This is a genomic window from Psychromonas sp. 14N.309.X.WAT.B.A12 (genome assembly GCF_030397575.1).
Lineage (GTDB): Bacteria > Pseudomonadota > Gammaproteobacteria > Enterobacterales > Psychromonadaceae > Psychromonas.
In genome coordinates this window covers 33,543-52,833 of record NZ_JAPNXS010000003.1, presented here as the reverse complement: position 1 = coordinate 52,833, position 19,291 = coordinate 33,543, and the positions used below count along the sequence as shown (strand labels likewise).

At 37.5% G+C, this 19,291-nt stretch carries 21 protein-coding genes; 5 read left to right on the top strand and 16 right to left on the bottom strand.

All coding sequences use genetic code 11. The annotated features are described in order from the left end of the window. Positions 1-14: 14 nt before the first annotated feature. From OW492_RS05130 to murJ, 11 genes are all read right to left on the bottom strand, one after another. Positions 15-431 (bottom strand): type IV pilin protein, encoded by a 417-nt coding sequence (locus tag OW492_RS05130; protein ID WP_290038866.1) that lies wholly within the window; start codon positions 429-431, stop codon positions 15-17. Positions 432-438: 7 nt separating this feature from the next. Further along, positions 439-921 (bottom strand): hypothetical protein, encoded by a 483-nt coding sequence (locus OW492_RS05125; RefSeq protein WP_290038865.1) that lies wholly within the window; start codon positions 919-921, stop codon positions 439-441. 4 nt (positions 922-925) lie between these two features. Next, positions 926-1,687 carry a PilW family protein gene (locus OW492_RS05120; protein WP_290038864.1) on the bottom strand — a complete coding sequence of 254 codons (762 nt, stop codon included), beginning with the start codon at positions 1,685-1,687 and terminating at the stop codon, positions 926-928. Next, positions 1,675-2,166, bottom strand: coding sequence for a type IV pilus modification protein PilV (gene pilV, locus OW492_RS05115; RefSeq protein WP_290038863.1), 492 nt, complete (start codon positions 2,164-2,166; stop codon positions 1,675-1,677). The genes OW492_RS05120 and pilV overlap by 13 nt, the downstream gene beginning before the upstream one ends. Positions 2,167-2,168: 2 nt before the next feature. Next, positions 2,169-2,687: a GspH/FimT family pseudopilin gene (locus OW492_RS05110; protein WP_290038862.1), complete on the bottom strand. Its 519-nt coding sequence runs from the start codon at positions 2,685-2,687 to the stop codon at positions 2,169-2,171. A 238-nt stretch (positions 2,688-2,925) separates the two neighbouring features. Beyond that, complete coding sequence (gene ispH, locus OW492_RS05105; RefSeq protein ID WP_290038861.1) at positions 2,926-3,870, bottom strand: 4-hydroxy-3-methylbut-2-enyl diphosphate reductase; 945 nt, start codon at positions 3,868-3,870, stop codon at positions 2,926-2,928. A 69-nt stretch (positions 3,871-3,939) separates the two neighbouring features. Continuing rightward, complete coding sequence (gene fkpB / locus OW492_RS05100) at positions 3,940-4,383, bottom strand: FKBP-type peptidyl-prolyl cis-trans isomerase (RefSeq protein WP_290038860.1); 444 nt, start codon at positions 4,381-4,383, stop codon at positions 3,940-3,942. Beyond that, a complete protein-coding gene (gene lspA, locus OW492_RS05095; RefSeq protein WP_290038859.1) occupies positions 4,373-4,912 on the bottom strand; it encodes a signal peptidase II in 540 nt (179 codons plus the stop codon). Before lspA ends, fkpB begins: the two co-directional genes overlap by 11 nt. Before the next feature lie 81 nt (positions 4,913-4,993). Next, entirely contained in the window at positions 4,994-7,828 is a 2,835-nt protein-coding gene (ileS, locus tag OW492_RS05090) for an isoleucine--tRNA ligase (RefSeq protein WP_290038858.1), read from the bottom strand. A gap of 26 nt (positions 7,829-7,854) precedes the next feature. Further along, positions 7,855-8,784, bottom strand: coding sequence for a bifunctional riboflavin kinase/FAD synthetase (gene ribF / locus OW492_RS05085; protein ID WP_290038857.1), 930 nt, complete (start codon positions 8,782-8,784; stop codon positions 7,855-7,857). Between the two features lie 113 nt (positions 8,785-8,897). Further along, the gene (murJ, locus tag OW492_RS05080) at positions 8,898-10,454 is read right to left on the bottom strand and encodes a murein biosynthesis integral membrane protein MurJ (protein ID WP_290038856.1); all 1,557 of its coding nucleotides are present in this window, start codon (positions 10,452-10,454) and stop codon (positions 8,898-8,900) included. 306 nt (positions 10,455-10,760) lie between these two features. On the opposite strand from murJ, the gene rpsT reads away from it, so the two are divergent. Continuing rightward, on the top strand, positions 10,761-11,021 hold the full coding sequence (gene rpsT, locus OW492_RS05075) for a 30S ribosomal protein S20 (RefSeq protein ID WP_113818573.1): 261 nt from the start codon (positions 10,761-10,763) through the stop codon (positions 11,019-11,021). Positions 11,022-11,122: 101 nt separating this feature from the next. Here the strand turns inward: rpsT and OW492_RS05070 are convergent, their stop codons facing one another. From OW492_RS05070 to efp, 4 genes are all read right to left on the bottom strand, one after another. Further along, positions 11,123-11,383, bottom strand: coding sequence for a DUF4404 family protein (locus tag OW492_RS05070; protein WP_290038855.1), 261 nt, complete (start codon positions 11,381-11,383; stop codon positions 11,123-11,125). Positions 11,384-11,648: 265 nt separating this feature from the next. Beyond that, on the bottom strand, positions 11,649-11,876 hold the full coding sequence (locus OW492_RS05065) for a hypothetical protein (RefSeq protein ID WP_290038854.1): 228 nt from the start codon (positions 11,874-11,876) through the stop codon (positions 11,649-11,651). A 185-nt stretch (positions 11,877-12,061) separates the two neighbouring features. Further along, complete coding sequence (gene epmA, locus OW492_RS05060) at positions 12,062-13,042, bottom strand: elongation factor P--(R)-beta-lysine ligase (RefSeq protein ID WP_290038853.1); 981 nt, start codon at positions 13,040-13,042, stop codon at positions 12,062-12,064. Between the two features lie 201 nt (positions 13,043-13,243). After that, complete coding sequence (gene efp, locus OW492_RS05055; RefSeq protein ID WP_113818581.1) at positions 13,244-13,813, bottom strand: elongation factor P; 570 nt, start codon at positions 13,811-13,813, stop codon at positions 13,244-13,246. 29 nt (positions 13,814-13,842) lie between these two features. Here efp and epmB point away from each other — a divergent pair, with 29 nt between their 5' ends. Both epmB and OW492_RS05045 read left to right on the top strand, forming a co-directional pair. Next, positions 13,843-14,859: an EF-P beta-lysylation protein EpmB gene (epmB, locus tag OW492_RS05050; protein ID WP_290038852.1), complete on the top strand. Its 1,017-nt coding sequence runs from the start codon at positions 13,843-13,845 to the stop codon at positions 14,857-14,859. A 40-nt stretch (positions 14,860-14,899) separates the two neighbouring features. Then, on the top strand, positions 14,900-15,220 hold the full coding sequence (locus tag OW492_RS05045) for a hypothetical protein (protein ID WP_290038851.1): 321 nt from the start codon (positions 14,900-14,902) through the stop codon (positions 15,218-15,220). Between the two features lie 56 nt (positions 15,221-15,276). Here OW492_RS05045 and OW492_RS05040 read toward each other — a convergent pair whose 3' ends face one another. After that, positions 15,277-16,869, bottom strand: a complete 1,593-nt coding sequence (locus OW492_RS05040; protein ID WP_290038850.1) for a GGDEF domain-containing protein — start codon at positions 16,867-16,869, stop codon at positions 15,277-15,279. Positions 16,870-17,250: 381 nt separating this feature from the next. Between OW492_RS05040 and OW492_RS05035 the strand changes: the two genes are divergently transcribed. Further along, complete coding sequence (locus tag OW492_RS05035; RefSeq protein WP_290038849.1) at positions 17,251-18,663, top strand: alanine/glycine:cation symporter family protein; 1,413 nt, start codon at positions 17,251-17,253, stop codon at positions 18,661-18,663. Between the two features lie 205 nt (positions 18,664-18,868). After that, positions 18,869-19,258, top strand: coding sequence for a DUF3461 family protein (locus OW492_RS05030; protein WP_290038848.1), 390 nt, complete (start codon positions 18,869-18,871; stop codon positions 19,256-19,258). Positions 19,259-19,291: the final 33 nt, after the last annotated feature.

The window sequence follows — 19,291 nt, the reverse complement described above, 5'->3', positions numbered from 1 at the left end:
AATATCCCTATTCATTACCAACAATCTGATGCATCAGCCCCTGTGCTACCAGTATGTGTTATCGTTAATGTTCCACACTCATCTTCACTTTGTGCACCTGTTGATAAAGGTGCTGCGGATAAAGTAAATGTTGATGCTGTCGCAGCACCCGTTAATTCATAATATTCACTGAAGTCATCACTAACAATAAAGTCTGTAACCTCATCATCACTGGAAATTGCACCACTGTAATCTAGGTTCATGGAGTAATAACTTTCCATTAATTGTGATGCTTCTAATAATGTACGTATTGCTTCTTGTCTTCGAGTCTTTTCTAATACGCCTTTATAACTAGGATAGGCGATAGAGGCTAAAATGCCAACAATAGCGACAGCAATAAGTAATTCAATTAGCGTAAAACCTTTTGTTTTATTTTTATTCAATTTTCGCATGTTTTTTCTACTCTAAGGTGATGTAGTAGCTTTGTAAATAAGCAACTGAATTCCCCTTCCCCTGTGCTTTAACTGTCACACGATAAAAACGTTTGGTCAAATTACCAGTACCTACGGCAAGACCTCCCGTACCATCATCTTCAATTAAATATGAAGGCGTTTCAGAACCAGCAGAGATTAAACTGCTAATAGCAGTTGCACCACTCCAGTTATTGGAATTTTTCCACCAATTAGTACCAGTGTTAATATCAACAGCTAATGCTTGTAATGTTGGTGGATCAAGAAAGTTCTCTGACATGACACTATAGGCTGCAGATAAAGTTGACTCCGCTGAGTTTAAACTTAAAGTTTGATCATAATTAGCCGTGGTTGTTTTTCGTAAAGAGATAACCTGTTGACTCACTGCGATCCCCAAAATCGCGATTACTACGACCATCAATAGCGAGGTAATTAACGCAGTACCGCACTGCTTTTTATATGTTTTTTGCACCTTATTACCCTCCTTGATTACCTATAATCACAGTTTCCATCACAACGCTTCTATAGTTGGTGTCGTTTGCAGCGCTAATAGTTTGATTGAAAATCGTGTAAGCATTAGCATTTGTTAATCCATGTGCAGATACGTCTTCAGAGATCAATAATCCCACCTTCACTCTATTAATATCGGTCCAATCCGAAACTTCTGAAGCAGTAAAATAGCGATAATCGTCCTCAGTGCCATACAACAACTCCATGAACTCGACATTTTCATCTAATAAAACAGGGTCATCATTATTATCTTGGCACATTAACTGATTACTTGTATTGACATATAAAAGCACTTCATTGTTGGTTGATTCATCTAAATCATCACCAACACAAGAAACAATTCCAGCTTCTGCTGCCCCTAAAAAACGTACCACTAAAATATCAGAATCAGCTTTTTCATCATCTATTTCACTCGAACTAGTCATCCCCTGAATAACTTGCCCATACTCCCAAGTTTCTCCAGCATTAGATGTACCAGAGCTAAATGTTGTCTCATTCTTTAATGCTGCTGAGTCTCTAAAGCCAGCTTGTTGTATGTACAGCCTTATTGTCTGAATAGCCATACGACTTTTAGTCACTAGCCCTTGAGTGCTTCTTGCTGATTCATAAGAGCGCATATCGCCCATCACTGAATAAAATAAACCAGCGAGGATGAATAGCGACACCAATAAGGCAATCATTAACTCAATTAAACTAAAACCAGCATTCGATTTTCTCATTGAACCCATACTGACATGCTCCCACATTGGTATGAATTTAATGCTGTTGTATCACAAACACCACTGCCAACACCGGTTTTAGCTGCATCCCAAATTAACATCAGGTTATAGAGATTTGCATCAGAAGAATCTACTTCGACAGAAAAACGTGGTGATGGTAAATTATTTTGTAAATGATCAAACCACTCAGCAAGCTCTTCAGTAGCAAATTCATCTTCATCACAACTACTTTCAGAGCAATCCTTGGTCGCCACAATATCAGCACCATCACTTAAATTACTAAAAACAAAACTACCAGCAAGATCTGAGTTAGCACGCATTCGTTGTGCTAAATCTAATAAAGCAGTATTAGCAGTTTGAGCAAAAAAACCTTGTTGAGCAACATTCATTGACTTAGCTTGCATTTTGGCATGTCCTAACACGCCTATTGCAACAATAATTAATGCAATTAACACCTCAATTAATGTAAATCCTTTTTGAGCTTTCATCCCTAGCAGTCTCCTGATGCTTCTTCATATGTAATGCGCCCCATCCTACTTAATACCATTTTATACACCACCGCATTGTCAGTATTACTACAAATTTTGAATGTATTGGCTAGAGAATGCCCTGTAGGAGTAAACTTAACTTCTTTGATCTCGCTAGTTATTGCATCGGTTTTAGAGCTAATATTGGCAATAATTGTATCATCTTCATCCAAATCGCCACTGCTATCATCGTCTTGATAAATTAACCAATCACTTCCCCAATCCGTTGTATCTGCACAACTTTCACCGTCATTACTACTGCATAGATAAACATTGACTCGTTCACTTTGGGCTTGTTGCTTAGCTGAATAAATTGCACTTACTAAAGAGTCTCGAGTCGTGCGCTCTTTGCTCGACTCAATAATGCTATTGAAAGAGGGAACCACAATACTGAGAAGAATCGCTGCAACAGCAATAGTAATAAGCATCTCGATTAACGTAAATCCTTGTTGATGCTCTTTTGAATTAATAAACAGGTTCATAACATCCTTTGTTATAATTATATGTTCTTTGAAGATGCTTTCTTAGATTACTCTTTATACAATGAATTTTATATAAAAAGAATATAGTTTTTACTCTAAAAGAATAGTAATAATGATAATGAGAGCAAATTCAAATTTAGAAGGTAATAAAGAGGTAATTTTTCTTATTAAAGTTGAGAAGTATATAAGGTGTATTAAAAATTCAATACACCTCTTAAGAGATAATCTGGAAGGCTGGCTAATCAACCTGCTTAATACGCAATTCCGCAGGGACTTCAAAAATTATATTTTCTTCTACACCTGGGTTTTCGATAGCGATATCACCGCCTAGTTTTTGCAACCTTTTAATCACAGCTTGAACTAACACATCAGGCGCAGAAGCACCGGCTGTCACACCAACAGAGTTAACTCCTTCAAACCACTCTTCCTGAATATCTGATTCATTGTCTATCAAATAAGCATTTGCACCTACGCTATATGCCTTTTCACGTAAACGATTTGAGTTTGACGAATTAGGAGAACCGACAACTAACACTAATTCCGCTTTATCTGCTAAATCTTTCACCGCATCTTGACGATTTTGTGTTGCATAACAAATGTCATTTTTACGCGGTCCTTCAATCTGTGGAAACTTCATTCTTAAAGCATCAATCACATGTGCCGTATCATCAACAGATAAGGTTGTTTGCGAGCTATAACATAAGCTTTCCGGATTTTTTACCGTTAATTTATCCACATCTTCCGTAGATTCAACTAAGTAAATGCCGCCCTCTTCGCTATTATATTGTCCCATTGTGCCAATCACTTCAGGATGACCTTGATGCCCGATCAAAATACACTCTTGGTTACGACGACTTGCACGTGTTACTTCCATATGTACTTTAGTCACCAGAGGACAAGTGGCATCGAACACTTTTAATTCACGGCGTTTTGCTTCTTCACGTACACTTTGTGCCACACCATGCGCACTAAAAATAACGATATTATCATCTGGTACTTCATCAAGCTCTTCAACAAATACAGCACCACGAGACTTTAAATCATCTACTACATATTGATTGTGTACCACTTCATGGCGAACATAAACCGGTGCAGGGAAAATCTCTAGGGCGCGATCAACGATATTGATAGCACGATGCACACCGGCACAAAAACCACGTGGATTAGCTAAAATAATTTTCATAACAATCTCAATATAAAATAATGGGCAAATGAGGTTGATAAAAGTGTAACAACCTAGCTTATATTTGCTTTATAAAACTTCTAATACATCTACGTCAAAGGTAACGGTTTGACCTGCTAACGGATGGTTAAAATCAACTGTAACACTATCGGCTACAACTTCACGGATAATACCCGGTAATTCAGTTCCATCGGGTTGAGTGAAGCTAATAATAGTACCTATTTCAGCAGGAACATCTGCTGAGAACTTGCCTAATTCAATATAATGGAAATTATCTGGATTTGGTAAACCAAATGCCGACTCAGGAGCCAAAGTAAAACTTTCTGAGCTACCTTCAGTTAACCCTAGTAAACAAGCTTCAAATCCCTCAGTAAGGCTACCATCACCCATGACAAACTTAGCAGGTTTATTATCCACTTTAGTGCTATCTACTGCTGAACCATCACTTAATTTAATAGAAAAGTGCATCAACACCTCGCTATCTGCAGCAATTACTTTTTTTTCATTTGTCATTCTTTGCTTCTTCCTTTGCTTTTTCACGTTTCTCAGCCCAAAACAGAGAGTCGATAATAATCATTGCGGCACCGATAAAGATAGCAATATCAGCAACATTAAATACAGGCCAACGATAAAAGCCTAAATCAAAATCTAGGAAATCAACTACATAACCAAAGATTAAACGGTCAATTACATTACCAATAGCACCAGATAAGACTAAGGCATAAGCGCTATTCATCCAGCGATAATTCGCTTTAGTCGTTTTCAATAAATATATCAAATATCCAGAAACTGCAAAGGCAATCCCCGTAAATAGATATTTTTGCCAACCACCAGCATCACCTAAAAAGCTAAAGGCAGCGCCATAGTTACGCGCATAAGTAAAATTAAAAAAAGGCAGTACTTCGTAAGATTCATAAAGATCTAACATCTCGATTGTTAAATACTTAGTAAGTTGGTCAATGATTAACACAACCAAAGATAACCATAGAAATGCTAAACCTGTTGAAGATTTAACAGCTGAACCTGAAACATTGTTTGTCATAGTATTTCCTAAAAAAAACGCCTTAAATCATTTTCATAACTAAGGCGCTTGCTATCAGATTAATTTACAGCTTAACGAAGTTTAAGCGAATTGACGAGACTCACCTTCACCATCAACATTTGTGATACAACGACCACATAGTTCAGGATGCTCTTCACTTTGACCAACATCTTCGCGGTGATGCCAACAACGATCACACTTCGCAGCAGCACTTTTTTGTACTGTAACAGATAAGCCTGCCACTTCTGTAGCAACAGCATCTGCAGGAGCATCTGCTAAAGGTTTCACTACAGCTTGTGAAGTAATTAATACAAAACGTAATTCATCATCTAATGTAGATAATAACGCATTGATTTCATCAGAAGCATACAGTGTCACTTCAGCTTCTAATCCGCCGCCAATAACCGCTTCTTTACGAGCCAGCTCTAATACCTTGTTTACTTCTGCACGAACTGAAATAAGTTGAGACCACTTATCGTTATCTAATACTTCATTATCAGATAAACCAAATAAGCCGTCGTACCATGTTTCAGTGAACACAAATTGATTACGTTCACCTGGTAAACGTCCCCAAATTTCATCTGCTGTAAAGCTTAGAATTGGTGCCATTAGACGTACTAAAGACTCAACAATATGGTAAAGCGCCGTTTGACAACTTAAATGAGCATTACTGCCAGTTTTCGCTGTGTATTGACGATCTTTAATAATATCTAAGTAAAAGCTGCCTAAATCAATTGAACAGAAGTGCATTAGTTTTTGATAAACCACATGCATATTGTAGCTTTCGTAAGCTTCAATTACTTCGTGTTGCATCGTTAGTGTTTTAGCAACGATCCAACGGTCTAATGCCACCATTTCAGCGGCAGGCACTAAGTCAGTTTTTGGGTCAAAACCGTTTAAGTTCGCTAATAAAAAGCGAGACGTATTACGAATACGACGGTAACTATCGGCACTACGGTTTAAGATTTCATCAGAAACAGTAATTTCACCTGTATAATCTGTTGAAGCAACCCATAAACGCAAGATATCTGCACCTAGGTCATTCATCACCGTTTGTGGTGACATCACATTACCTAATGACTTAGACATTTTTTTGCCGTCGCCATCAACCACAAAGCCATGGGTTAACACCTCTTTATAAGGCGCAACACCATTAATCGCAGTACTAGTTAATAATGAAGATTGGAACCAACCACGGTGTTGGTCAGAACCCTCTAAGTACATATCAGCTTGCGCTTGTGTACCATCTTCTTTGGTAAACTCATCACGAACACCAACCACTGCGGCGTGTGTTGTACCAGAGTCAAACCAAACATCTAGGGTATCTGTTACTTTACGGAACTTTTCAGCTTCAAAACCTAATAAAGATTCTGGTTCTAAATCAAACCATGCTTGAATGCCTTCTTTCTCGATTTTTTGTGCAATCAGTTCCATCATTTCAACAGAGTTTTCATGCAACTCATCCGTCTCTTTATTAACAAATAAAGTGATTGGCACACCCCAAGTACGTTGACGCGAAACACACCAATCAGGACGACCTTCGATCATTTTCTCAATACGGCTTTGACCCCAACTTGGGATCCATTTAACTTCTTTAATCTCTTTTAACGCACTGTCACGCAAACCTTCTTGATTCATTGAGATGAACCATTGTGGCGTTGCACGGAAGATAATAGGCGTTTTGTGTCTCCAACAATGTGGGTAACTATGCTTAATGTTTACGTGATGAATTAGTGCATCGCGCTCTGTTAATACTGCTAAAACCGCATCATTTGCTTTAAAGACATGTAAGCCAGCAAAGAACTCAGTATCTTCACGGAACACACCGTTATCATTAACTGGGTTAGCAACTTCTAAATCATATTTTAAACCAGCAGAGTAATCGTCTTGACCGTGACCAGGTGCGGTATGTACACAACCAGTACCCGCATCGATAGTGACATGATCAGCCACAATAGCAGGCACTTGTAAGTCTAAGAATGGATGTTGGAATAATTGCTTTTCAAGCGCGGCACCGGTTGTAATCGCTAGCACTGTAAACTCTTCGATACCGTAACGAGCCATACAGTCAGCCACTAGGTCAGTTGCTAAGATTAAGCGACGTTGGCCTGCTTGTACTAATGAATATTCAACTTTCGCTGCTAACGCGATTGCACGGTTTGCAGGTAATGTCCAAGGTGTTGTTGTCCAGATAACTGGCGAGATAGTACCGTGTCCTAAGTCATCACCTTGTTTATCAAAACAAGCTAATACAGCATCGATATCAACTGCATTAAATGCAACATCGATAGCTGCTGATACTTTATCTTCATACTCAACTTCCGCTTCCGCTAGTGCAGAACCACAGTCAGTACACCAATGCACAGGTTTTGAACCTTTGTGCAGATGTTTATTTTTAATGATATTTGCTAATGCACGTACGATGTTTGCTTCCGTTTCGAAGTTCATGGTTAAGTAAGGCTTATCCCACTCACCTAGCACACCTAGACGTTTAAAGTCTTTACGTTGGCCATCAACTTGACGAGCAGCATATTCACGACACTTAACGCGGAATTCAGCAGGTGTTAACTTTTTACCTGGTTTACCGTGCTTCTGCTCTACTTTTAATTCAATTGGTAGACCATGACAATCCCAACCTGGTACGTATGGCGCATCAAAATCAGATAATGTTTTAGACTTAATAATAATATCTTTTAAGATTTTATTAACCGAGTGACCAATATGAATGTCACCGTTTGCATAAGGAGGACCATCATGCAGAATGAATGTTTTCTTACCTTTTTTAGCCGTACGAATCTTGCCGTAAAGGTCTTCTTTATACCAATTCTTAAGCATATTTGGCTCGCGATTAGCTAAGTTAGCGCGCATCGGGAAGCCTGTTTTTGGTAAATTTAATGTACTTTTGTAATCACTCATCGGTTTTTATTCCATCTAACGATCTATTAATTAAGCAGATGCCATTCTCTAGCTTGCTGAATATCTTTATCAATTTGTATTTTTAAGTCTGCGAATGACTCAAAACGAGTTTCATCACGCAATTTATTCTCAAGTAACACTTCTAATTGGCGACCATATAAGTCACCTTCAAAATCAAATATATGCACTTCTAACTGTTGCCTTTCACCATTAACAGTTGGACGACAACCAATGTTTGCCACGCCAGAGTAAACCTTATTGTCTATGCCTAAAATTGACACAACAAAGACACCTGAAACAGGTGATACTCGACGTTTTAAAAACAAATTAGCCGTAGGAACGCCAATAGTTCGGCCTAGTTTTTTACCATGGCCAACACGCCCTGAAATGCTGTATTTTCTACCCAGCATTTGCTCCGCTTGTTGCAACTCACCTTTGGCTAATGCACTACGGATGCGTGTACTGCTTACGCGGCAGGTATCTTGCGATAGACTTTTAGTATCCACCACTTCAAAACCATATTTTTTGCCCGCTTCTTTAAGCAACGCAAAATCCCCTAAACGTTGATAACCAAAATGGAAATCATCGCCTATTACCAAAAATTTTACATTCAGCTTTTTAATCAATAGTTCTTCAATAAATTGATCGGCGCTTAGATTAGCAAATTGATGAGTAAAGGACACGCACAGTAGACGATCTAAATTTAATTTTTCAAGTTGAACAAACTTATCGCGTAAACGACTCAAACGACCAGGTGCATTTTTTCCTGCAAATAGTTCAGCAGGTTGGGGCTCAAAAGTCATCACCGTAGACGGGACTTGCAAACGCTCAGCTTCTTTTAGCAAACGCGATAAAACAGCACGGTGCCCAAGATGAATACCATCAAAGTTACCAATGCTTAACACACAACCTTTAGGTTGATGCTTTAAATTATGAATACCGCGTATTAATTCCATAAATAATGTCTTAATTGATTGCAAAACTAAGCGTTGAAAATATAAAAGAGCCGATTATATATTAAGGCAACAAAGTATTCAGCTTTCATTTTAACGATTTACCATTAAATCAGTTAACTGGCTTTAAAATGGTATAAACGTAAACCTAAAATAACATTGCTGATTAAATAGACTAAAGCACCACCAATAATTAATCCCACCAACTGTAGAACCGCATCAAATAAACTTAACTCTACCCACAGGCTTAGTGCAGGTGTTACATATAACAAAGCAGCCACCATCACAGCCCCCGAACAAACAATGCGAATTAACACACTAATACTCTGTGGTTGACGTTGGTATACGCCACTTTTATACAAACCAAACCATAATAAGCCCGCATTCAATGTTGCGGATAACGAAGTAGCAATCGCCAAACCAACATAACCAAATGGGATAGCAAAAATAACATTCAATAACATATTGCTTACCATAGCAATAACCCCAAACTTAACTGGAGTTCTAGTATCTTGGCGAGAGTAATAACCCGGCGCTAACACTTTTACCAACATGAAGCTTAATAAACCAGTGGCATAAGCGAACAAACTCATCGCAGACATACTCACATCTTGAATATCAAATTCACCGCGCATAAACAAAACGCGTAACATTGGCTCAGCCAAGATCATCAAGCCCAACATAGCAGGAACACCTAAAAAGCAAACACTGCGTATTCCCCAATCAAGGGTTTTAGCAAACGCTTCAGGGGACTTATTGACATGAGATGACGATAAACTAGGCAAAATAACGGTAGCGATAGCAATACCAAATAGCCCTAATGGAAACTCTAGTAAACGATCTGAATAATATAACCAACTGATTGAGCCGGTTTGTAAGAAGCTAGCGATTAAGGTATCCAATAGCAGATTAATTTGGCTCACCGACACACCAAATAAAGCAGGAATCATCAAAGTGCGAATTTTTACCACGCCAGGATGGTGCCATTGCCAACTAGGTTTAACTAACAGCCCCTCTTTTTTAAGAAAAGGAATTTGGAATAGAAACTGCACTAGACCACCAATAAAAACACCTACTGCTAAACCAATTTCTGGTTCCGATAACTGTGGTGAAATATAGATAGCAGATCCGATGATCGCGATATTTAAAAAAACCGGTGTAAATGCTGCAACAGCAAATTTTCCTAAGGTATTTAAAATAGCACCGGATAGCGCCGTAAAAGTAATAAACCACAAATAAGGAAAAGTAATTTTAAGCATATCTGAGGCTAATTCAAACTTATACGCCTCAACGCCACCATGCCACCACTCTAAGAACCAACCAAAACCAAATAACGCAGTGATCACAGAGGAACCCAGTACCCCTAGAATAGTGATAATGGTGATGATCGTCCCTAAAGTACCGGATACTGCCGAAATGAGCTCTTTTACTTTGTCCCGCGACTGAGTTTTCTCATATTCGGTTAATACAGGAACAAAAGCTTGTGCAAAAGCACCTTCTGCAAATAAACGACGTAAAAAGTTAGGAATTTTATTAGCAAAGAAAAATAAATCTGCAGCGGCGCCAGCGCCCATTAAATTAGCAATAACAATATCGCGTACTAACCCTAAAACACGAGACACTAAGGTCATAGAACTTACAATCATGCCTGATTTTATTAACTTTTTACTCACACTGAATGTCCTAAAAACTAAGCCATCATAAGACTTAGAAAACTGAAAGATAATATTCGCAACCACAAAATACACGTTTTCATTAAATTTAATAGCAATAACAATGGATATATCAACGAAACAATCGACACTGGATTTGCATCTGTAATGGGTTGAGTATAAAATGCGCGCAGTTTAACCATCCACCTGGTTTCTTACCAGTTATTTTATTGGTTAATAAAAAACCATTTGACAATATACGTGTTACAAGGCATATTCCACGACCTTTGATTATCCCTTGTTATACAGAATTTAGGAGTTAAGGTCTTGGCTAATATCAAGTCTGCTAAAAAACGTGCTTTATTATCTGAAAAAAGCCGTAAACATAATGCAAGCCGTCGTACAATGATGCGTACTTTCATCAAGAAAGTTGTTGTTGCAATCGAAGCTGCAAACAAAGAACTAGCTGCGGCTGAGTTCATTAAATTACAATCAGTTTTAGATGCTTACGCAACTAAAGGTCTGATCAGCAAAAACATGGCTGCTCGTAAGAAAAGCCGTCTTTCTGCTAAAATTAAAGCACTTTAATTCTTACTAAAGAATAAGTCTTTTATTTAGAATATTAAAAAACCGACCTAGCGTCGGTTTTTTTATATCCAAAATTTATCAAAGAGCGATATAGGTTAGTTTTAAATCCCCATACCTGATAACGCATTAATTAAGTCTTTCACAAACTTGCCTGCTATTGGATTTGTTTCTTCAAATTCAACTAACTGCTCTGTTATTTTTTTATCTTGGATTAATTTCGCTGGGTCGCGAGAAAGGATCGCTTGTTGTAACTGGTCATGGACTGTTTTTAATTCGCCTGCTGTACATTCATCTGCAATTACACCGTTAGCTAAAATATCGGTCAATTTTTCAAATTCACTCTGCACTTTTTTAATTGGCATATACACCTCACTTTTCATCGAAAATTAGATAATACCAATTACATTAAATAAGTGATCTAAATTTTGCGCAGGAAAAATGACTCAGTTCAAGGCGTAATTTAATCCTTTCGACGATTAACTTGGTTAACAGTCTGCCGGAGAATTAACGGAAAGATGTTAATTCTTTAATAGTTGTTCTATTTACGAAAATTACAACGAAGAATAAGTTATTTTAACAAGTAAAATAGATCAGTTAATTAGCGTAATTGATATAACGACTTTAACATCAGTCTATTGCTGGCTTTGTGATAAAGCGGTCAATAAAACGCGTAAACAATAAGTAACCTATCACAAATACAATACTCAGTCCGATTAATCCAACCTTAAACCAACTATATACTTGATAAGCTTGTAAAAACTCACTGGAAATGTAGATAGCAAATAACCAATAAACAATACGTAATAGGTAGCCCCAAATAGGGTATCCCTTATCTGTTAACCATAACTTAGCCATCTATCTTCCTTTGAAATTAAAACCAATTATATTAAGTAAGAGAACTAGTTTCACCTAGAAAAAATGGCTTAGTTTAAGGCGTAATTTGAAGTAAAGGGTTACTTTCTTTACGAAGATTACAACGAAAAATAAGTTATTTTAACAAGTAAAATAGATCCGTTAATGAATATGATTGATGTAACTGGTTACGAATTATCGATACTAAAGCTTAAGACATCATTAATATGATCTTGTTCAGTCGCCAACATTAATAATCTATCTAAACCTAAGGCAACGCCAGCACAATCGGGTAAATGATCTAAGCAATCCACAAACTTTTTATCGATCGGCATTTCATCTAATCCCATCTTGGCTCTTAATTTATTATCCGCTTCAAAACGCTTCAATTGCTCAGCACTACTGTTCAACTCATAAAACCCATTCGCTAGCTCAATACTTTTATAGTAAACCTCAAAACGATCTGCCACGCGCGAATCCTGAGTATTGATCCGTGCTAAGGCCGCTTGAGAAGCTGGGAAGTCATAAACAAAACAAGGGGATACTTGGCCAATCTTAGGTTCGATAGCGATACAAAAAAGTAACTGTAAAATGGTATCTTTATCATCTTCATTGTCTAAAACATCACCTAATTCAAGGTGCGCGCCAGCCGATTTAAGTTGCTCATTGGAAGCACTTAAAGGGTCTACTTGTAAATGTGTTAAAAAAGCCTCTTGATAAGTACATCGCGTCGGTTCTGCACAGTGCAAAATAGCCATTAATAACTGCGTCATTTCATCCATTAATTGATGATGGTTAAAACCAACACGATACCACTCTAATAAAGAGAACTCAGGGTTATGGTAGCGTCCAGACTCTTCGTTACGGTACACTTTGGAGACTTGATAAATAGATCCGCTACCAGCCGCTAACAGCCTTTTCATATGAAATTCGGGAGAGGTTTGTAAATATAAAGGAACAGCCCCATCCACCAGTGGTTTATCGCTAATATTACGCCCTACAAATTGTGTTTTAAAACAGTGTAAGTGAACATCAGTGACAGCCGCTTGGCTAAGTGAAGGCGTTTCTACTTCTAACACTTGTAAGCGACTAAAAAAATCTCTAATCGTGTTTAACATCTTAGCTCGTGCAGTAAGCTGAGCTAGTGAAGCATTGGGTAACCAGTTCATTATATCTCCTTTAAGAAGCGCTATTTTACCTAAGCTTTAATACCAATCATACTAATTAACTGCTCTATTTTGCCTACGTAAAATTTACAATACTTATTTAATATAATGGGCATCGTTTTTCGGAAATCATTAAAAGCAGAAAGCGGATACAAAAAAACCAGCGCTTGGCTGGTTTTATTAAACTCAATCATGGATTAAGCTTTATTTTTTAACACGACCTACATATTCACCAGTACGCGTATCAACTTTAATGATTTCACCAATTTGGATGAATAATGGAACACGTACAACAGCACCTGTTGATAAGGTTGCTGGTTTACCACCAGTACCTGCAGTGTCGCCTTTTAGACCAGGGTCTGTTTCAGTCACCTCTAACTCAACAAAGTTAGGTGGCATAACCGCGATAGGTGCATCATTCCAAGTAGTGATAGTACAAATGTTTTGTTCTACTAACCACTTGTCCATATCACCGACTGCGTTTGCATCAGCAGCGATTTGTTCGAAAGTATTGTTATCCATAAAGTGGAAAAACTCACCATCGTTGTACAAGTAAGCTAAATCAAAATCCATTACATCAGCAGATTCTACTGTTTCATTTGATTTAAATGTTTTATCAACCACTTTACCTGAGATAAGCTTACGGTATTTAACACGACTAAATGCCTGACCTTTACCCGGTTTAACATATTCATTTTCCATGATCACACATGGTTCATTATCGAGCATGAATTTTAGCCCGCCTTTAAAATCACTGGTACTATATGTCGCCATTACAACCTCTATAACTGAACTGATAAAAAATGCTTAAAATAATTGACGTGAATAATACCGCTGACTTGCCAACATGGCAAAAGGAACTCGCTAATGCGGTCAAAAATCCACAACAACTGTTACAAATATTAGAAATTGAGCAAGAAACGACACGAATAAGTGAGCTTGCTAAGAAACAATTCCCGATGTTGGTACCTATGCCTTTCGTCAATAAGATGAAAAAAGGCGATATTAACGATCCTTTATTAAAGCAAGTATTGCCTATTCATGATGAAGAATTACACATATCTGGTTATAGCACAGACCCTTTAGTTGAACAAAACAACCAGCACAAAGGATTACTGCACAAATATAAAAGCCGAGTGTTAATTATTTTAAAAAGCGGTTGTGCAGTGAATTGTCGTTACTGTTTTAGACGCCACTTTCCCTATGCAGATAACAGTGTCAATAAATCACAGCTCACTAATATCGTCAGCTATATCCAAGCACACCCACAGGTTAATGAAGTTATTTTAAGTGGCGGTGATCCATTAATGACCAAAGACAAACAACTTGCAGAGTTACTTGATCAGCTAGAAGCATTGCCGCAATTAACACGTTTACGCATTCATACACGTTTACCAGTTGTGATCCCTTCACGTATTACCGATACACTCACTACGCGATTACAACAGAGCCGCCTGAAAATAGTCATGGTGTTGCATATCAATCACGCACAGGAAATTGATAAACCTTTTGCAGAGGCGATGCAACGCTGTCATCAGGCAGGCATTCAACTGCTTAACCAAAGTGTATTACTTAAAGACGTTAACGATGATGTCACAACCTTAGTTGCGCTTAGTGAAGCTTTATTCTCAGTGAATATATTACCTTATTACCTATTCTTATTAGATAAAGTACAAGGAGCTGCACACTTCGATTTAAATGAACAAAAAGCACAACAGCTGCATAAACAGATGCAAGCCGAACTACCTGGTTACTTAGTGCCTAGATTAAGCAGAGAAATCGCAGGTGAACAAAGTAAAACGCTAATACATTCGTTATAATAACCATTATTTTAATAATTGAATTGCACAGGAGAAAATAATGAGCAAAGAAAGCGTGCAAGCACAGCTTCAAGAAAACATTAAGATTATTTACCACAGAGCTGTGGATGCAGACCAAGCGTTAACTGAATTGCGCAAACAAAAAAATGCAACTTTTGCACATATTTTTACAGAAGACACACCATTTAAACAGCATGCGAATACCTTCTTACCTTATGTAGAAGAGCTAGCAGCAGATTTACAAGCGATGGAAGTAGAAGATGACGAGCAATATAAAGTGCAATTACCTGCACTAGTGGTGAAGATTGAATTGTTATTTAAAACTTTAAACGCGTTTAAAGAGAAACTGAAATCTAAATAAACCAGATTTCAAAGAGACTGATGACTGCAGTAAACTATTACTGCAGTCATCACTTATTAAGAGATAACGTCACTACGATAACGACACACTTTATTGCGGCCAGTCATTTTTGCTTCTTCTAAAGCTTGTTTAACAAACTGCATCTGTTGAGAAGCATCTTCAATCTCTTCCACTTCTTGTACTTGCATTAATCCAATACTCACTGTGAAATCAATTTTTCTGTCATTCACAACCGTTGGCATCGCGTTAATCTCACTTCTAATACGTTCCATTAAGATAAGAGCATTGCTTTGATCCGTTCTTGGCATTAACAGAATGAAATCTTCACCACTTAATCGGGCAAATACATCTGTTTGACGCATCTGGTTATCAATTCGCAGCGTAAAATCAAGTATCACCTTATCGCCAAGATTATGCCCAAATCTCTCATTAATACCTTTGAATGAGTCTATATTTAACATCGCTAGGCAATAAGGCTCTTTATAACGTAGGTAGCGTATATGTTCTTGCGCCATGTGAATTTCAAAATAGCGACGATTATAAATATTAGTTAAATCATCATGAGTCACTAAGTGTTGTAGTTTTTTATTATTATCCGAAATAATATTATCTTTATCTAAAATTGTTTGTATATAGCCTTTTATCACCTTAGCTATTTCACTAATATCATCATCACCTTTAACAGCAATACGATATTGGGCTTTACTGTCACCGGCATCAATAACCTGTCGAATTAAACCAATTCTACGTAAAAGGTTGGTTTGGAATACGATTAAAATGATAGCAACCACAACACAGGTTAATAATAGAAGGTAGAGAAAAGATTCCCTTACCGAAATTTTCTCTTCTACTTTAGTTAGATTCGTTAAAAATGCTTTTTGCGCAGATAAAACACTATCTCCCATCACGGTAATGATCGACTGAGTTAGTTCTTTATGCTTTTCTTTTAATGTTTCCAGTACTGCGAGTTGTGCAGAATACGCTTGGTAATCCACAGAGATCGATGACGGGCCTACTAATAAAGTAGATAAACCTTCGTAGTCTTGCGTCGACATGACTGATTTTAATGGTGATATTATGGCTTCAATAGCAGATGGTTCTGTTTCAGAATAAGCCTTAAGCAATGGATTAAATAATAGCAGTACATCATCAATGGCCAGTGCAATTTTAGTTTTGCCTTGTTTTAGTGTATCTCTTCGGTATTGCTCAATACTCTTATAATCCGATAACACTTGCTCAGATAATGCTATTTTTTTCATCATAGCGGCGGAAATAACATCACTCTGATCTGATAGAGTAGTGGTTAGGGATAATAGCTCCTGATAAGAGTAAAGGTTATTAGAATACTTTTCTGATATTTTTACTATCCAGTTAGCTTTATCGGCAACATATGCATCACCCCATTCAAGATCCTTTTCATTCTCCGCAAGAAACATATTACTGGTTGCAGCAAGTATCTTATTGGTTTGAATTTTGAGTTGAGTAATTTCCAATAAACTATCGAAGTGTTCATCTTTAACACGTTGGTAATCATCTTTAAGTTCATTTAATGAAGCAATAGCAGACATCCCCACAACACCAGTCATGATAGTGAGGGTAATCGTCATGATAACAACTCGTAAATTCAATTTATGTTTTAAGCGAGGCATATTATCCTTGAAAAATGCATGTATAAAATAGCTCATCAAGAGCAAAACTAATCCTTAAGGATAGTATTATATAGCAAAATTAAATAAATTTATTAAATGGTCATTCACAATTTCAAGAATAAAATTTTAATAAAGAGAAACAATGACATCAATTCCTAAATAACTCCAAAACGACAACAAGCATGTTATTGAAATAGGTAATTGAACATAAAAACACCATACAAAGGATAGACAATAGCCTGTGTTTGTATGAATTTGAAGCAGTTTTATAAACCTAAGCAATCATGATCAAGATTTGCTAGTATCGCGGCCTTGTTCATAATCAAATTGCGTTTTAAATGATTTTAAAGGGACCCGCGCAATCTACTAAAAGGTATCTTTATGTTAACAGTACTTAATGCTTTGAATGGTCTATTATGGGGGCAAATCCTCGTTTATTTACTGATAGGTACGGGCGTTTATTTCACAATACGTTTAGGCTTCATTCAATTCCGTCATTTCTTCCATACTTTTACTGTCATGAAAGGCAGTCGTCAATCAGATAAAGAAGGCATCTCTTCTTTTCAAGCTCTTTCCACCAGTTTAGCAGCACGAGTAGGTACAGGTAACTTAGCAGGTGTTGCTATTGCAATCACAGTGGGTGGCCCTGGCGCTATCTTCTGGATGTGGTTAATTGCGATATTAGGAATGGCAACCAGCTTTGCAGAGAGTACACTTGCGCAGGCTTATAAAGTGCACGATGAAGAAGGTAATTTCCGTGGTGGTCCAGCTTATTATATGGAGCGTGGTCTGAACGCTCGCTGGATGGGTAGCTTATTTGCAATTTTTCTAATCATCGCTTTTGGTTTAGTGTTTAATGCAGTTCAAGCGAACTCAATTACTGCCGCACTAAACGAATCATTTAATATCGACAAAATGACCGTGGGTATCATACTAGCCCTAGTATCAGGTGCCGTTATTTTCACTGGTATTCGAGGCATTGCCAAAGTAGCTGAAAGAATAGTACCAGCAATGGCACTTATCTACCTATTGATCGCAGCCTTTGTTGTGGTAATTAATGTCACTGAGTTACCAGGAATTATTGGTCTGATCTTTGATTCTGCTTTTGGTTGGCAAGAAGCAGCAGGCGGTGCATTTGGTGCAATGATCATGACGGGCGTACAACGTGGTCTATTCTCTAATGAAGCAGGTATGGGTAGTGCAGCTAATGCAGCAGCGACAGCCTCTCCTTATCCGCCACACCCAGCATCACAAGGTTATGTGCAAATGCTAGGTGTTTTCATTGATACCATCATTATTTGTACTGCAACTGCCTCAATCATCCTTTTATCGGGTGGCCTAGATTCATTCTCAGGCATGGGTGGTGTAGAAATCACACAACGCGCTTTAGACTTCCAAGTAGGTAACTGGGGTGGTTCTTTTGTTGCTATTGCTCTGTTATTTTTTGCATTCACTTCCATTATTGCAAATTACTCTTATGCAGAAACTAACCTAGTATTTTTACAACATAAAAATACACGTGGTTTAATCGTCTTGCGTATTGCAGTGTTAGCAATGATTCTCTTCGGTGCAACACAAAGTAACAATGTCATCTGGTCTTTAGCTGATGTTTCTATGGGACTAATGGCGATTGTTAACCTTGTAGCGATACTATTACTTTCAAACGAAGTCATTAAGTTAGCAAAAGATTACAACCAGCAACTGAGTGCCGGTAAAGTGCCTACTTTTGATCGTACTAAACTACCTGAGCTAGACAAAAAAATAGAGCCAGGTGTTTGGGAACCTAAAAAGTAAAATAAACACCCAACAGACCTTACAACATCAAAATGGATGAATGTGCTAAGGTCTGTTACTCCCCCTCTCTTTTATAAACTCTCCAAAACCTTCTTTTTATTGAAAATTCAGCCTAAAAAAACACCAAATTAACCATAAAATTAATTGATCTTTTTTCGTGATAGTTCAAACTATAGACAATCGACAATATACTTAAGGAGAAGTAATGTATCCAAACCTTAGAGACATCGGGATCCGTAACCCAGAAAATATCAAACGCTATTCACTGCGTAAAGAAGGCGATAAGGATATTTTAAAAGTATATTTCCGAAAGACGGGTGGTATGTTAATTGGACGTAGCAGTAAATATAAATTTCAACGTCAAATCAAAACGGTGAGTGGCGGTCAACACGTACAACATATACAAGGCACTACAGAGTTATCAGAGATTAACCCAACACTGCACAAAATTATTAAAGAACTGGATAGCTTAAGTGTTCAAGTCAGTAGTGAAAAAGAACTAAAACAACAAGTACTATCAGACTTAAAACACCTACAGTCAGTGGTTGATAATAAGATTCAAGAAATTGAAGGCAAGCTAGACAAGCTGCAGTAAACTGATCAACACAATGTGAATTGACTTAGACAT

Excerpts from the sequence above, each read along its gene's own strand:
- epmA (WP_290038853.1), bottom strand. The coding sequence starts at position 13,042 with ATGAACTGGTTACCCAATGCTTCACTAGCTCAGCTTACTGCACGAGCT.
- OW492_RS05045 (WP_290038851.1), top strand. The coding sequence starts at position 14,900 with ATGAGCAAAGAAAGCGTGCAAGCACAGCTTCAAGAAAACATTAAGATT.
- pilV (WP_290038863.1), bottom strand. The coding sequence starts at position 2,166 with ATGAAAGCTCAAAAAGGATTTACATTAATTGAGGTGTTAATTGCATTA.
- ribF (WP_290038857.1), bottom strand. The coding sequence starts at position 8,784 with ATGGAATTAATACGCGGTATTCATAATTTAAAGCATCAACCTAAAGGT.
- OW492_RS05130 (WP_290038866.1), bottom strand. The coding sequence starts at position 431 with ATGCGAAAATTGAATAAAAATAAAACAAAAGGTTTTACGCTAATTGAA.
- OW492_RS05040 (WP_290038850.1), bottom strand. The coding sequence starts at position 16,869 with ATGCCTCGCTTAAAACATAAATTGAATTTACGAGTTGTTATCATGACG.
- efp (WP_113818581.1), bottom strand. The coding sequence starts at position 13,813 with ATGGCGACATATAGTACCAGTGATTTTAAAGGCGGGCTAAAATTCATG.
- OW492_RS05070 (WP_290038855.1), bottom strand. The coding sequence starts at position 11,383 with ATGCCAATTAAAAAAGTGCAGAGTGAATTTGAAAAATTGACCGATATT.
- OW492_RS05065 (WP_290038854.1), bottom strand. The coding sequence starts at position 11,876 with ATGGCTAAGTTATGGTTAACAGATAAGGGATACCCTATTTGGGGCTAC.
- OW492_RS05110 (WP_290038862.1), bottom strand. The coding sequence starts at position 2,687 with ATGAACCTGTTTATTAATTCAAAAGAGCATCAACAAGGATTTACGTTA.
- lspA (WP_290038859.1), bottom strand. The coding sequence starts at position 4,912 with ATGACAAACAATGTTTCAGGTTCAGCTGTTAAATCTTCAACAGGTTTA.
- OW492_RS05035 (WP_290038849.1), top strand. The coding sequence starts at position 17,251 with ATGTTAACAGTACTTAATGCTTTGAATGGTCTATTATGGGGGCAAATC.
- epmB (WP_290038852.1), top strand. The coding sequence starts at position 13,843 with ATGCTTAAAATAATTGACGTGAATAATACCGCTGACTTGCCAACATGG.
- ispH (WP_290038861.1), bottom strand. The coding sequence starts at position 3,870 with ATGAAAATTATTTTAGCTAATCCACGTGGTTTTTGTGCCGGTGTGCAT.
- OW492_RS05120 (WP_290038864.1), bottom strand. The coding sequence starts at position 1,687 with ATGGGTTCAATGAGAAAATCGAATGCTGGTTTTAGTTTAATTGAGTTA.
- fkpB (WP_290038860.1), bottom strand. The coding sequence starts at position 4,383 with ATGACAAATGAAAAAAAAGTAATTGCTGCAGATAGCGAGGTGTTGATG.
- ileS (WP_290038858.1), bottom strand. The coding sequence starts at position 7,828 with ATGAGTGATTACAAAAGTACATTAAATTTACCAAAAACAGGCTTCCCG.
- OW492_RS05030 (WP_290038848.1), top strand. The coding sequence starts at position 18,869 with ATGTATCCAAACCTTAGAGACATCGGGATCCGTAACCCAGAAAATATC.